This is a genomic window from Pseudomonas sp. zfem003 (assembly GCF_032621675.1).
GTDB classification, from domain to species: Bacteria; Pseudomonadota; Gammaproteobacteria; order Pseudomonadales; family Pseudomonadaceae; genus Metapseudomonas; species Metapseudomonas otitidis.
In genome coordinates this window covers 346,199-359,633 of the sequence record NZ_JAVYJG010000008.1, presented here as the reverse complement: position 1 = coordinate 359,633, position 13,435 = coordinate 346,199, and the positions used below count along the sequence as shown (strand labels likewise).

Sequence of the window (13,435 nt, the reverse complement as noted above, 5' to 3'; positions counted from 1 at the left end):
TGGGGTCGTTGGCGTAGAGCATCAGCACGGCCCGCCGCCCGTCTGGGCTGATGTCGCACGGCACCGGGTGCCGCCACACGTAGACATCGGGATCGCCCGTGCCCCAATCGATAGCCGGAGAGCCCTGGCCGTTGTCGGCCGGCCAGCTCACGCTGATGGTGTTCAGCACGGCAGAACCACCCACCTCTCCCATGCGCCGGGCAGTGCCGGCGTCGAGGTTGATGATCCACCGGGTGCCGTCCGGTGCACAGTAGAGCCAGCCGCCCAGGTCCCGGCCGTAGAGCTGGAACTGGGAGCCGCAGAGGATGGCCTGGTTCCACCAGGAACGCCCCGCCGCCGCATCGGACGCCAGCTGCTCGGGCGTGCGTGTCACATTGGGCGTGCCCGGCACGCTGACCCGGTAGGTGTACCAGAGCTGTTCCGGCAGCGGATGCTCACGCGCGGTGCCGTTCGGCAGCACAACCTCGCCCTGGCTGGGGTTGGTGGCGCTGCGCACGAGGCCGTGCCAGGGCCATCCGAAGATGACCACCTCGTCCGTGGGAATGCCCGCTACGTTCATCATGGTGCAGGCTCCGCCAGGTTCACCACCACGTCGGCGCCGTCGGCATCGGCCAGGCGCAACGTCTTGATGGGCTTGATCTCCATGGTGAAGATCCCGTCCGACGTGGCCACCACCACGGTGCCGTAGTAGTCGCGGTCCGGGACGGTGTTCGTTCCCTCGGTTCGAGTCTTCTCGGTCAGGGGGCTGGCGATGCCGCCGGTACCGGACTTGGCCGGCTCCTTCCACACGCCTCGCCCCCGTGTCGCAGCTCGCAGCCCTTTGCGTTCCAGGGTATTGAGCACCTGGGTCTGCCGGCGGGCGGTCTCCAGGCTGTTGAGGTCACGCTTGAACGTGGAGGCGCGCGAGGACGCCACGCCGCTACGTGTAGCGGCGCGTTCTTCGGCGAGGGTCATGGCTACAGCTCCAGTAGGTCAGTCGGCACCACCACACGGTACGTCTGTACCTGGGGCACCTCGTACTCGTCGCGGTGGTCGGCGGGGATCTCCGGCGCCTCGATGTCGAAGCGCCGCTCGAACCGTTCCTGGGTCGAGTTGTAGTTGGTGTAGTTGCCGGCGAAGCCCAGCAGGTCCTCGTCGTAGGGCGGACTGTCCACGTGGCCGGAGAACTGGCTGGGCAACTGAATCAGCGTGGGCGCCTCACCGGCCGGCGTGCTCGCCGGGATCGGCGGTACCGTCAGCGGGTCGCTCACTTCCCCGCCGCCCTGGCTGACGGCCAGCTCGACGGTGGTAACGGCCGAGCCGCTATCCAGGTCCCACTCGTGAGCGATGGCCGCCACCTTGGCCTGGCAGGCGATGGAGCGGCCCAGCACCTGGTCCTCGACCCGCAGCGTGTGCTCCAGGCGGATGCCCATGGCGTCGGCCGCCGGCAGCTGGAACACGAAGCGGTTGCCCCGGTGCGCACCCAGGATGCGGGTGCGGCCTACGTGCATCAGGCAGGTCATGCCCTCACCCAGGCGCACGTCCTCGCGCAGGTCCACCACCCAGTCGCCGAGGGCGTCCTGCACGGCGTCTGCCTCGGGCCCTGTGAACTCGGCATCCTCGAACGATGAGGCGCGGTCGTTCTCGGTCTCGAAGGCCAGGCGCTCGCGCTCCACCACCTCGCCGGCCTGGGCGATGCTGGCGGGCGCCTCCACCCGCAGCGTGTACTGCTCGGTCACCGGCTGCACCCAGCGCATGGCGCTGGTCCAGGTGGCGCGCACCAACAGGTCCGGGTATTCGTTCAGCCAGCTGGAGGGCGGCGTACAGAGCGCGCCGGAACCCGACGGCGGCAGGCGATCCCAGCCGGCATTGATCACCGCCTGGTAGCCCGCGCTCTGGCTGGCCTCGGTGATCATGGCGATGTCCGGCATCTCGGTGCTGTCGTGCCGCCATTCGAAGCAGAAGCCGTCGATGATGGTCAGTCCCACCCAGTCCGGGTGCTCCCAGAAGAACGGCTGGTGGCGTTCGCGCAGGCGGCTGAACCGGTAGTCGGCCTCGATCTCCACCACGTTGATGCGGTCGCTCAGCTCCACCGGTACCCACTCCACGGACTGGAACATCACCGTGCCCGCCGGTATCAGCCAGGCCGGCGCGCTGGTCGCCCAGGGCGTCACCTGCAGGGCACCCTCCAGGCTGAGTTGCAGGCTGGCCGGGCGGGTGCTCATGCGCTCGCTGGCGTAGTCCCAGCGGGACCGACCTTCCACCGCCTCGAACACGTCCGCCGACCAGAGCCCGCCGGTGATGGCGTCGATGGTGGCGAGGTCCAGCAGCTCCACCTGCTCGTTCAACTGGTCCGCGCACTCGCAGGACAGCACCCGCGTCTGCAGGCTGAACTGCGGGCCGGTGACCTTGCCCCGGAACACCAGGTGATCGACCCAGGCCCCGGCCACCCAGTGGCGAAACCACAGCTCGACGGCCTGGCCCTGGTAGGTGGCCGGGTTGACCGCATCGTCCAGGAACTGCAGATCGACGTCCGCGATGGTCCGGGCGCCCTCCTCCCGCCGGGTGGTGATGCGCCCGGCCAGCAGGTGGCTGGCGTCCACGCCGTTGAGCAGCAGCCGCGCCGACCAGACCATGCTCACCACCGGCGCGATTGTCTGGGGCGGTGCCACAGCGCCACGAGACTGGGAGCCGTTCAGCGGGGCGCCGTTGATCGGCGATCCGTTCAACTGCATGTCAGACCTCCTCGGCGGTGATGGACCAGTCGTGGCTCGCGGCCGAAGGGTCCATGGACTCCCCCGGCACGTCGCAGAACACGGTGAAGACCGGCATCCAACAGACCTGGTACAGCGTGGCGCCCGGTACCGGGGTGATGGTGAAGGCCAGGCCAGCCATGGCCACCGGGTGCCGCTCCCACTCACGGCCCACCAGCGCCATCACCCAGGGGGCGTAATCCTGGCGCGGGGCGCTGGGCAGGGTCCCGGTCAGGGCCGTGGTGGTGAGGCTCAACTGCTTGGTACAGCGCAGCTCTACGGGCTGGCTGAAGTCCACGCCGGCCAGGCCGGGGCCCATCCAGCCGCTGCCACGCAACGTGATCGCGGTCTTGCGCCAGTGCTGCATCTTCACCGCGGCGCCGCCGGAGCGCCGGGCGAGCGTGGTACCGCCGATGGGCGAGTACTCCTGCACGACCAGGCCACTCCACGGGCGCAGCTCGACGCCGCCGAGCATGACGGGCGGGATCGGGTTCATGGTGACTCCTTAGGTTATCGGGGGCGCGGGGCGCCCTTTCCGCGCATGCGCGCCTCGCGGCGCAGCAGTTGGTGGGTGCTGTCTTGCACCAGGGTCGGGACCTGTGTGCCGCCGGGCAGGACCATGGTCAGGCGGCCGTAGTCGGCGAGCTGAGCACCTGCCGGCTTGGCCGCCATGGGCGGAATCACCGGCAAGCTGCCCAGCACTCCGCCTTGGGCGAACTTCGGCACGCTCAAGCTGTTCAGTTGATGAATCAGCCCTGCCCCGTAGTGCCGCACCGCCATGGCGTTGATCACGCCCTCGCCATTGCTCAGGCGAGCCCAGATGCTGTCGCTGGTGGCCGTCCCAGGCCCCCGGACAAGGCCGCCAGTGGCCAGCTTCGGCACATCACTGTTCTCCACGGCGGGAGCAGATGGCGCCGTGACAACCGGCGTGACCGGGATGGTCAGCAGGGTGCCGAGCGTCTTGGCCAGTTCCTGGATATCGGTCAGCAGCTTGGTCCTGTCTTCGGCCGACATCTCCGGGGTGACCTTGGCCTTCGAGAGCTTGTCGACCTGCGCCTGCAACTCGGCAACGGAGGCTTTGGCCATATCCAGCTTCGCCTGCGCCTCGGTGATCCCCTTCTGGTCTGCAGCCTGCTCGATGGCCTGCAGGTCCTTTACGAAGCCCTCGAAGCCGTAGGTGTTCTGCCCGGATTCAGTCAGTTGCTGGATGATTGCCAGCGCGGCCTGTGCCTGGCGCTTGGCGCCCTCCACGTCACCCGCCTGCAGCGCATTACGCGCGGCCACCTTCATCGCGCTGGCGGCGCCGTAGGACGGATCGCTTCCGGCCCCCCCCGACTGCAGCTTGGCCAGTGCATCCTGATAGCGGGTCTGGGTGTCCAGCTTCTCCTGCTGCCGCTTCTCCAGTGCGCTGGCCGCCTTGCGTTCCTCGGCGACCCTGGCGGCTAGGCTCACCTTGGCGTCCTTCAGGCTCTGCTCAAGGAGCTTCTTGTCATCCTGATAGGACTGCTCCTTCAGCTTGCGGCGCTGCTCTGAAGCGGTCTTCTCTTCCTGCTCGCGCTTGGCGTTGCTCTCCTTCTCTGCACCCTCCACCTCACGCAGGCGCGCCTTGAGCTTCTCCAGGTCCCCCTCCAGGGCCTTGATTGCCGCATCGGCCTCGGCCCGGTCGTAGAACTTGAACTTGAAGAAGAAGGTATCCGTGGAGTCCGTACGGCTCAGGCCGGCGCGGGCGGTCTGAAGATCGCGGATCTGGGAGAGCAGCACGCTCATCTCGTTCTTGATGCCGCCGGCCCCCTTGGCCTGTGAGCGGAAGGAGTCGACCAGCTCGCCACCTCTGAGCTTCGCAATAGCTGTAGCGAGTGCATTCACGCCACCAATCGCCTTGTTGGAAGCTCCGGTCAGTTCATCCAGCGACTTGAGCAGTAGCGTGTTTTCATTCGCCATCTTGGTTACTGCGCCCGCATAGGTTTCAGGCAGCATTGCCGCTTCAGCCGTCAGCTTCGGCAACTGCCCTACAAGCGCGTCCGCAATGACGCCAGCAGTGAGCTTGCCCTCGGCAGCCATGCCGCGGAGCGCACCAACGTTCACGTTGAGCCCATCCGCCAGTGCTTTCAGCAGCCGACGAGAACTTTCGGAGATCGTATTGAACTCCTCGCCACGGAGCACGCCAGACCCCAGCGCCTGGGAGAATTGCTGGATGGTGCTCGCCGTCTCTTCCGCCGAAGCGCCGCTGATACGCAGCGACTTGGTCACAGCGTCGATGATCTTGATAGCGTCGCCCTGGGTCCGCCCAGCCTCCTTAAGGGCGGGAGCCAGCCGCGCATACAGGCCCACCACGTCCTCGAGGGGGGCCTGGTTTTCCTGCGCGATGCGGAACGTCTCCTGCTGGGCCAGGTTGAACTCTTCCTGAGAAGAGGTCGCCAGCTTCAGCTGGGCTTCCATATTCTTGATGGGGTCGAGCGCCTTGGCGTAGGCCCTGCTGGCCAGGGCCAGGCCTGCGATACCGCCCGTTGCGGCCAGGGCGCCCCCTCCCCGAGCAGCAAGCCCGGCAATCCCGCCACCCGAGCCTCCGCCCTGCAGCCCTCGCAGCTCGCCCTTGGCCTGGGCGATCTTGGCATTGAGCTGCTCCTGCGCAATGGCCAGCTCACGGGTGGTGAGCGTGCCGGAGGAGCGCAGCAGTTCGTACTGGCGGCGCAGGTCGGCAATGGTCTGCTGCGCGGCGCGGGCCTGGGTGACGCCCAGGTTGGAGCGCGCCTGCTGGAGGCTCAGGTCACGGGCGGCAACCTGGGCGCGCTTCTGCTCGGCAGCGAGACGGGCGATGCCGGAGCGGGCCGTGTCGGTGCGGAACTTGGCCATCTCCGCCTGCAGGCGCTGTTGCTCGCTGCTGAGGTTGCGGGTGTCTACGCCGGCGGCCTTCAACTCCGCGCGCTGGCTGTTCACCGCTGCCTTCTGCCGCTCGAACTCGCGGGTGGCCCTGGCCAGCTTCCCTTCGGCCTTGCCGATCTCCTGGGCGAGCCCACGGACAGGCGTCGTCGCGTTGGCAGCGGCGTCCTTCAGCCCCTGCAGGCGGCGGCGGGCGGAGAAGTACTCGGCAGACGCGGCTTTGGCGGACTCCTGCAACGACCTGAGGGTGTCGATACCAGACAGAGGGCGCTCCACCTCCCGGGCGAACTTCTCGTACTCGCTGCGCAGGGCAGCAACGCCCCGCTTGGCCTGAGATGGGTCAGCCGTCAGGACCAGTTCAATTTTTTCCATGGGTTACCCCTTGAGGGCAGAGAGAAACAGCGACCACGGGTAGTCGAGCACCCGCTGGTGGCCGAAGAGGGTCAGGGAGCAGATGCTGGCATCCAGCTCCCTCACGAACTGGCGCGGGCTTTGGCATCCCTCGCCAGCAGCCCGAAAAAATGCGGGTTGGCCTCCTGGCAGCCTTGCACCACAGCCGCTAGGTCGGAGGGGTACATCTCATCCACGTCCTCTGCCGACAGGTTGGTGAAGGTGGGCAGATCGCGGAGGCGGATCTCCTCGAAGAGGAAGTCCGAAATTAGATCGGGAGCCCCGGAACTCAGGACCAGCCCCCGCACCTGCGAAACTGTCAGCTCGCGGCAGATCACCTCCCGCTCACCGACCTTCTTGATCACGCTCTTTCCGATGTTGCTCATGAATCCTCCAGGCATAAAAAAACCCGCCGAAGCGGGTTTGTTGAATAGAAATCGTCAACCTAAAAGGCCGGATGGCATCCCAATCAGCGCCGAAAAAACGAACAGCACCACCTTGACCATTATCAGCGCCGGGATTGCAGCGAGACCTGCCTTGAAGAAGAGCTTCACCAGCGATAGGAAATCCATGCGGAAGTCGACTACGACCACCGGCTGTGCACCTGCCATGCCCTCCATCGCCTTGTTGACCGTGGCAGAGCGTCCTGCGGTCTGCGTGCGGCGCTCCTGCACTATCTCTTCAGCCCTGGCATCGATTGCGGCCCACTGGGCGCACTTCGGGCACGGGGTCTTCTCCTGAATCTCGCGCATCGTGAATTCATAGCTGCACTTCGGGCACTGCTGCATCCTGCACCTCCTTACACTGGTGGCGGGAATGTAGCAGAGCACCAGCGCCGAAACCCAGCACAAGGCTGGGTTAGGGCGTGTGAGCAGGATCAGTCTGCCGGGCAGCCCGGGGAGACGCCTTTGGCGAGGCACTCGCTGGGGCGAAGGCCGCCCCCTTCTCTGCTGCGGAAATCGTCTATCAGCTCCGGCAGTGCTCGCTCCAGCCTGTCGGCCGCGCGCTGGGCGTACTCGAAGAACTCCCAGGTTCCCGCGTGATAGCGAGGGTTCAGCGCCTTTACCGCCGGGCTGATCTGGGACCACTTGTAGCTCACCCAGGCCGTGTAATGGATCAGGTTGTTCAGGTCCTGAGCGGCGTAGAAATCCAGCTCGTAAGCGCCCTTGGCCCGCTCCTTCGGCAGCCACTCTCCGTCCAGGGCGTACGCGGCGATGAAGTTGCGCGCGGCATCCAACTGGCTGGCCGGGATGTCGGCTGCGGAGCGAACCCCGAAGGCCGCGTGAGTCTGCGACCAGATCTTCGCCGTGGCGCTGCGCTTTTCATGGGCGGGCAGTGAAGAGACCTTGCCCTTGATCAGCGCGCCCAGCATGTGGAAACCGTCGGTCCCGATGGTCTGGTCGATCAGGGTCTGCATGCGGCCATCGGGGTCTTCGTATCGACCGTGCTTGCGGATCGCCGGCAACACCTCATCGCACACCCAGGTCTCAAAGCGTTGCGCCTCTTCCTTCCGGCTCTTGATGATGAGGCGGTAGAGGTTGCCTTCATTGATGAAGGTCACGCTGCGTTTCTGGCCTCCAGAGCTGATGTCGCGTTTCGCTATACCAGCCTCACGGCAGTGCTTTCTGATTGCATCGGGGGCGTTCAGATACCCAAGAACTGAGCACAGATCAGTCGCGCAAAACCACGGCTGGCCGTCGATCAGCAGGGTGCGTACTTCTTGGGCTTCGAACTGGAACGGGATTACCTGGGCGGTGTTCATGGGCGTCTCCAACGATTCTGGCTGTGCACCACTTCCCCAGGCCAATGGGGAGAGCGGAACCGTGCGGGTTGGCCTACCGGTCGTTGGCACCGGCCACTCTTTCGAGTGCCCACACGGCCCCACCCATAACGCAGGTGCTGCCATGCTTTGGACACAAAAAAACCGCTCTAGGGCGGTCGTGTCCGCCAACGAATTCCGGGAGGCCAATCCCAGGTCGCCGAATTTGCGGCGACGCTCGAAAACTACAGGCACTACCCAGAATCGTCAAGCTTGAGATGTGCTCAGATTTGAGCACATCCAGATACCCTCAAATCTGAGGACATCCCAGCAGGGCAAGGGTACGCAGTTCGTGCGTACCCTTTCGGGCTTGGCTACGGCGTCAGCGCTGGCGCGAGACGGTCCAAGGCCGATTCCTTCCAGCGGATCTGCTGCACCGGCGCACCGTCGCTGTGCTTCTTGGCGGTGTCCACGATCACGGCGAAGGGCCTGCCGTCCGGCAGGACCTCCCAGCGCTTCCGGCCTTTGCGGTACTCGAACGACCGCTGCAGGCCGCACCGCTCCAGCAGCTTGTTGACTCCCTGGCCGCTCATGCCACCGAGCCTGCACCCCATCTCGCTCGGGGTGAAGGTCATCTCCTGCGATTCGCACACCAGGTGCTGTACGCCGGCCATCTGCATCACGTCGACGCCCAGGGTTGCAGCCACCATCCGGTTGGCGCTGAGCACCGCCTGGTTGCCGTCAAGCCCGAGGGCCTTGGCGATCACCAGGCCGGCGTTGAAGCTGTCGGCAGCAGTGGGCAGCTTGCGCTCGATTGGCAGGCGGTACCCTGCTGCGTCCTCCAGTTCATGGAGCCGGCGGATTACCTTCATGCGAAGCGGTGCGCTGTAGCCTGCGAGCAGGCATTCAACGTGGTCACGGTCCAGCAGATACTCGGTTTTCTCCCGGTTCATGCTGTCGAAATAGATGCGTCCAAAATTGGACGCATCTTCCCCAAGCTCGGCAAGCATCCTTTCAATATCGCGCTTGACGTGTTGGTGCTGCTTTTCGGTGAGCGCCGCGATCTCCCGACTGCTCATGGTGGTGGTGCGGTTGATGACCTCGCTCATGCTGCAGCCCTCTGGTTGCGCAGCATGTGCTGCATGTTGTCGGTACGGCACTTGAGGTTGGTCAGCGCCGCCATCATGAACTCGAACATCTCGTCGGTCGAAACCGGGATGTCACCCCGGGTGGAGACCATGCCGGCGATCAGGTCTTCGTAGCTCAGCACGCTGGCGTTCTCCGGAATCGGGGTGTACTGCTCCTGGCCGGTGTGGTCGACGGAGACCATCCAGCGCTCGGAACCCTTGAGCTTCTTGCCGATCAGGCCACCGAAGCCCTCCAGGGCATCACGCCCCAGCCACTCCCCTTCCAAGGCGTAGGCGGCGACGAAGTTGCGGGCAGCGTCCAGTTGATTGGCCGGGATATCCTCGGCGGTCACGACGCTGAAGGCCTTGTGCACCTGAGACCAGAGGTGGTTCTTGGCACCGCGCCGCAGTGCCGCCGGGAGGCGCTTGGTCTTGCCGTCGACTACGGCCGCCAGGCAGTGGAAGCCGTCGGTGCCGATGGTCCGCCCGATGATCGAGACAGCGTCTTCGGAAGCTTTGCCACGAACCGCCAGACCGTCATTCCAGTACGCCCACAGCACGTCATCGCACTCGTTCTGAAAGTCGATGATCCTGTCCCTAAGCTCTGGACGGACCTTGCCGGGATGAATAGACATCAGCCAGCCGGTCAACTTGCGAAGTGGCAAGCAGGTCATTTCGCGTTGTTTGCCATCCTGAGCAACTATCACCATTTCGGTGACAGTTGAGGAAAATCGCCCAGTTAACAGCTTTCGGTGCTGAGTCTGCCAAGCCAGCCCCATGCCATCTACAACAGGCTTCATCGGCACATAGGGCGTGCCGTCGTGATCCACGAGCAGAAGCTCTTTCTGGCGAAACGGAATCACCAGCCCCGTCCGAGCCTGGACATTGCAATCCGTGTTTCCTGCGGTACTATTCATCTCGTGAACTCCTTCCAAAGTCTTCACACCCGAAGCCCTAGTCGTTGGCGCGACTGGGGCTTTTTCATGCCTGCTGTTTTTGCATTTCATCCCGCATTTCCCTCTCAAGAATTTTGCTGACGATCCAATTCATGCTTCGGTCCTGCTCCTTAGCTTTTCGCTCCACCCACGCCTTAACCTCCTGACCTGGGCGAACCAAGATTGGCAACGCTTTCTTCGATTCCATGATTATCTCCATGCATCACGGTGCTTCACAGGAAATGTAGAACGGTGCTTCATTGCCGTCAATAGCACCGTGATGCATCCTGTTTGTTGTCAACGCATTTTGGTTTACAAAAGGACGCCTATGAGCCGCACCGACCCGCAATTCAACCTGAGAATCCCGGCCGAGCTGCGCGAGAAAGTTATGACCGCCGCCCAGGAGAACAAGCGGTCAGCTACAGCCGAAATCATCGCGAGATTGGAAGACTCTTTCCTGTCTCCCGAGCAGCATGAGTCCCTTCGCAACTACGATTGGGAAGAGATGCGCCGGCTCATGCAAAGCGTCGAGGTCCATCTCAAATCGCTCGACGCCAAAGGCGGGCCCGAGTACTTCGCACAGCTGGAAGAGCGAGAGCAAAAACTGAAGGACTCCGTGGTTAAAGCCCCGCAGACTCGGGCAAAGCCCAAGAGGTAGCTCAGCTCCTGGTGCATGTCGAAATGACCATAGTTGCCCAATTCGGGGCGGAAACCGGATTTGCCAAGAAGTCGCGAATATCTACTGGGTTGTCGAACATTTGAGCTCCCCCGATCTGGGGAGCTCAAAATCTCGGGCGCAGAGGTTGACCGACTACCGCCTCTTCACAGTCCGCTCACCAATTCCGGGGAGCGGGAATCAGTGGGCATCTGACCAGACCACGCGCCACAATCAACCCCAAGCATCAAATCGGGTGAGCAACTTGATTCACCCGATTTGGTGAATCAAGTTTCCCGACACGGCAGAGATCGCATCAACCATCAAGGAAATCTTGACGGTTGCTCATTTCGGGGCGGTAACCCAGATCAAAGTGGGACAATCCCACTATGGTTCAGTACCCAAAAAGCCCCGCCCTAGAGCGGGGCTTTCTCGTTACACCGCCACCCGCTCCTTCTCGGGCGCGCTGAGTTTTTAAAAGTGACTCAGGATCACAATTAAGCGCTTGGGCCAAAGCACTGAGATAGCTCTAAAGCCCCGGGGTTACGCCGCCGGGGCTCGGCTGTTTTCAGTGCGTCCGATCAGGCCGCCACCAACTCCTTCTTGATCCTGAAGTACTTCGAGACGCCGGCGCCGACCTTGCTGTCGTCGCGCAGCACCTTGGCCGTGGCCTCGAATCCACCGAAGTCTTCGGTGTTGATCCAGTCCATGGTGGTGGCGAGGTTGAGGCGACACAGGAAGAACCTGGCCTCGACCCGCTTCTGGGTGCCGGCGGCGTTCTCGCCCTCGAAGAGGAATTCGAACGTCTTGCCGGAGTTGGTCAGGGCCTCGATCACGTCTACGGCGGCGGAGCTGTAGTCGACGCTGACCTTGAACGGGGTGCCGGACGGGGCGGCCTTGATGGCGGTATCCAGCGCGCCGCCGGCCACAACCTCGATGCCGGAGCCGGTCATGACCCAGTCGTCGAACTCGTCGTAGTCGGTGGTGCCGGCTTCGTTGCTCACGCCGGAGATGGCCAGGGGCATCTTGTCCAGGGCGATGGTGCCGGCGGTGGCGGCGGTGTGCTTCTCGCCGGTGATGGTGGTGGCGGCGACGCTGGTGGCGCTACCCCAGACCAGGGCGGCCAGCACCCAGGTGTAGATCTCGCGGAAGTTGATGGACAGGCCCACCGAGGTGACGCGGTCCAGGCTGTCGTACTCGCCACCCTGGGGGGTGGTGGTGTCGGCCAGGGACAGGCTGTTGGTCTCGGTGGTGTGCTGGATGGTGCTCACCAGGCCGACCTTCTGGAAGGGCAGGCCGCTGCCCGCTTCGCGCGCCTTCAGGTGGCCGCCAATGACCACTGTCTCTTTTCTGGTTGCCATGGCTCAGTCACTCCTTGGTGGCTGCGGTTGCGGTGCCCTTGAGCTTCTGGGCGCTCTGGAGGAACGCCTGCTGCTTTGGGGTGACCTTGATCTTGTCGCCGGCCTTGTGGTCGACGCCGTTGTGGCGGTGCTCGCCGGCGAGTTCGACCTCGACCAGCTGCACGGTTTTCTCGGTGCTCATCGGCGGATCTGCTCCTGGATGATGGTGGTGATGTGGACGGGAACGAGTACCCCGGCATGGCGCTGGCCATCCCCGGGCGGGAAGGACTCGGTGGCGCCGAGCGTTAAAGCGGTTACCCCTTTCGGGAATCCGGCCGGGAAGCCTCCCTGGCGCGGCATCAAGGCCTGGCAGATGTCGAGCTCCATGGCTTCGAGCGCTTCCTCGTAACTGAGGAGGTCCGCCTTGATCAGGCCGACCACGAAGAAGCCGCAGTGCACCTTGATCGCAGCGGGCCCAGGCTCCGGCGGGTTGTTCTTGGCCCGCTGCACCAGCGCGAACTGGTCCGGGAGGTTCTTCTCGCCCAGCACTTCGTTCAGCCACCCGGTCTTGAGGTGGTCGCCGATGCTGGTCCGGTACCCATTCGCAGCGGTGATGCCCTGGACACGCTCCAGCAAGGCCAGGCGGACGGCGGTGAGGATGTTGCTCATGCGTCCTCCATGCAGGCGGCGGTCACCATGTGGCCGTCGTCCGCGATGACCTGCTCGACGATCAGCCGGCGGCCGCAGTGGGTGAAGATCCCGCCGCGCTCGGCCGTCTCCAGGAGCTGCTTGCGCCAGGTCACGCCGATCGCGTCCGAACGCATGAGGCCATCCGGGCCGTTCTGCATCAGGTTGTTCTCCACGATCACTGGCAGGCAGCGAACTGGGGGCGTGCCGTCGTTGGCGTTGTACTCGGCGGTGCCGTCGTTGAGGTGCGCGACCACGCGCTCATGCATGCGGTCGCGCATATCGGCCCAGGCCATGGCTTACGCCACGGCGGCCGGGGCGGAGACGCCGTTGAGGCGCACGCGGCCGACCGAGGACGGGTTGGCAGCGACCTCGGTGGCCACGCCGACCAGTACCAGGCCGGTGGACGAGGCGTTGGAGAGCGAGCGGCTGGTGGTGTTCATGAACACCGGGTCGCCGACAGCCCAGGCCTGGGCGCTGGTCTTGGTCAGCTCGAAGACGCCGGTGAGCTTGAGCACGACCGGGTCACCAGCCGCCTCGGTGGTGGCTGCCACGCCGATGATGGACCCGACCTTGTAGAGCTGGCCGGACAGGGTGCCGCCGGTGGGCGCGGGTACGGTGATGCAGTCGCCGTGCTGGATGAACGATTTCATGGGTCACCTCGAGAGGGGAATGGGTTGGCGATTCAGGCGAAGGGGTCAGCCGGACGGGCGATGGCGCGAACGAAGCGCATGAAGCCGTCCTGCAGCTTGGTGCGAGCCAGAGCCAGCTCGCGCTGGTCGACGCCTTCCACCTGCTGGATCTGCTTGAACAGCGCACCGGCGTCGGCCTCAAGGGCCTTGATGGAATTCATGCCGTCGATCTCGGCTTGGGTCAGATCCCGGTATCCGGTGATCTTCTTGTGCTGGTTGTCCATGGAGTCTCCTGAAA

Annotated in this window: 17 protein-coding genes and 1 pseudogene; 1 reads left to right on the top strand and 17 read right to left on the bottom strand. The window is 64.4% G+C overall.

The annotated features are described in order from the left end of the window. From RTK35_RS21230 to RTK35_RS21180, 11 genes and pseudogenes are all read right to left on the bottom strand, one after another. A pseudogene (locus tag RTK35_RS21230) lies at positions 1-562 on the bottom strand (hypothetical protein); the annotation flags it as partial. After that, positions 559-954 carry a hypothetical protein gene (locus RTK35_RS21225; RefSeq protein ID WP_316908930.1) on the bottom strand — a complete coding sequence of 132 codons (396 nt, stop codon included), beginning with the start codon at positions 952-954 and terminating at the stop codon, positions 559-561. The gene RTK35_RS21225 and the pseudogene RTK35_RS21230, both read right to left, overlap by 4 nt. A gap of 2 nt (positions 955-956) precedes the next feature. After that, positions 957-2,714, bottom strand: a complete 1,758-nt coding sequence (locus tag RTK35_RS21220) for a hypothetical protein (protein ID WP_316908929.1) — start codon at positions 2,712-2,714, stop codon at positions 957-959. A gap of 1 nt (position 2,715) precedes the next feature. Then, entirely contained in the window at positions 2,716-3,228 is a 513-nt protein-coding gene (locus RTK35_RS21215; protein WP_316908928.1) for a hypothetical protein, read from the bottom strand. Between the two features lie 14 nt (positions 3,229-3,242). Then, positions 3,243-5,984: a tape measure protein gene (locus RTK35_RS21210; RefSeq protein WP_316908927.1), complete on the bottom strand. Its 2,742-nt coding sequence runs from the start codon at positions 5,982-5,984 to the stop codon at positions 3,243-3,245. A gap of 101 nt (positions 5,985-6,085) precedes the next feature. Continuing rightward, positions 6,086-6,388, bottom strand: coding sequence for a hypothetical protein (locus RTK35_RS21205; protein WP_316908926.1), 303 nt, complete (start codon positions 6,386-6,388; stop codon positions 6,086-6,088). A 54-nt stretch (positions 6,389-6,442) separates the two neighbouring features. After that, on the bottom strand, positions 6,443-6,790 hold the full coding sequence (locus tag RTK35_RS21200; RefSeq protein ID WP_316908925.1) for a hypothetical protein: 348 nt from the start codon (positions 6,788-6,790) through the stop codon (positions 6,443-6,445). A gap of 89 nt (positions 6,791-6,879) precedes the next feature. After that, positions 6,880-7,764, bottom strand: coding sequence for a BRO family protein (locus RTK35_RS21195; RefSeq protein ID WP_316908924.1), 885 nt, complete (start codon positions 7,762-7,764; stop codon positions 6,880-6,882). 371 nt (positions 7,765-8,135) lie between these two features. Continuing rightward, complete coding sequence (locus RTK35_RS21190) at positions 8,136-8,870, bottom strand: Rha family transcriptional regulator (protein ID WP_316908923.1); 735 nt, start codon at positions 8,868-8,870, stop codon at positions 8,136-8,138. Further along, positions 8,867-9,805 (bottom strand): phage antirepressor N-terminal domain-containing protein, encoded by a 939-nt coding sequence (locus tag RTK35_RS21185; RefSeq protein ID WP_316908922.1) that lies wholly within the window; start codon positions 9,803-9,805, stop codon positions 8,867-8,869. Before RTK35_RS21185 ends, RTK35_RS21190 begins: the two co-directional genes overlap by 4 nt. 64 nt (positions 9,806-9,869) lie before the next feature. Further along, on the bottom strand, positions 9,870-10,031 hold the full coding sequence (locus RTK35_RS21180) for a hypothetical protein (protein WP_316908921.1): 162 nt from the start codon (positions 10,029-10,031) through the stop codon (positions 9,870-9,872). Between the two features lie 120 nt (positions 10,032-10,151). Between RTK35_RS21180 and RTK35_RS21175 the strand changes: the two genes are divergently transcribed. Beyond that, positions 10,152-10,481 (top strand): Arc family DNA-binding protein, encoded by a 330-nt coding sequence (locus RTK35_RS21175; protein ID WP_316908920.1) that lies wholly within the window; start codon positions 10,152-10,154, stop codon positions 10,479-10,481. Positions 10,482-11,059: 578 nt separating this feature from the next. Here the strand turns inward: RTK35_RS21175 and RTK35_RS21170 are convergent. The 6 genes from RTK35_RS21170 to RTK35_RS21145 are packed head-to-tail and all read right to left on the bottom strand — an operon-like array spanning position 11,060 to position 13,421. After that, the gene (locus RTK35_RS21170) at positions 11,060-11,839 is read right to left on the bottom strand and encodes a hypothetical protein (protein WP_316908919.1); all 780 of its coding nucleotides are present in this window, start codon (positions 11,837-11,839) and stop codon (positions 11,060-11,062) included. Between the two features lie 7 nt (positions 11,840-11,846). Next, positions 11,847-12,020, bottom strand: a complete 174-nt coding sequence (locus RTK35_RS21165; protein ID WP_279811247.1) for a hypothetical protein — start codon at positions 12,018-12,020, stop codon at positions 11,847-11,849. Next, positions 12,017-12,487 (bottom strand): hypothetical protein, encoded by a 471-nt coding sequence (locus RTK35_RS21160; RefSeq protein WP_316908918.1) that lies wholly within the window; start codon positions 12,485-12,487, stop codon positions 12,017-12,019. The genes RTK35_RS21165 and RTK35_RS21160 overlap by 4 nt, the downstream gene beginning before the upstream one ends. After that, positions 12,484-12,801, bottom strand: coding sequence for a hypothetical protein (locus RTK35_RS21155; RefSeq protein WP_172433356.1), 318 nt, complete (start codon positions 12,799-12,801; stop codon positions 12,484-12,486). Before RTK35_RS21155 ends, RTK35_RS21160 begins: the two co-directional genes overlap by 4 nt. Before the next feature lie 3 nt (positions 12,802-12,804). Then, entirely contained in the window at positions 12,805-13,158 is a 354-nt protein-coding gene (locus tag RTK35_RS21150; RefSeq protein WP_316908917.1) for a DUF2190 family protein, read from the bottom strand. 32 nt (positions 13,159-13,190) lie between these two features. Beyond that, entirely contained in the window at positions 13,191-13,421 is a 231-nt protein-coding gene (locus tag RTK35_RS21145; RefSeq protein WP_173180407.1) for a hypothetical protein, read from the bottom strand. Positions 13,422-13,435 lie beyond the last annotated feature (14 nt).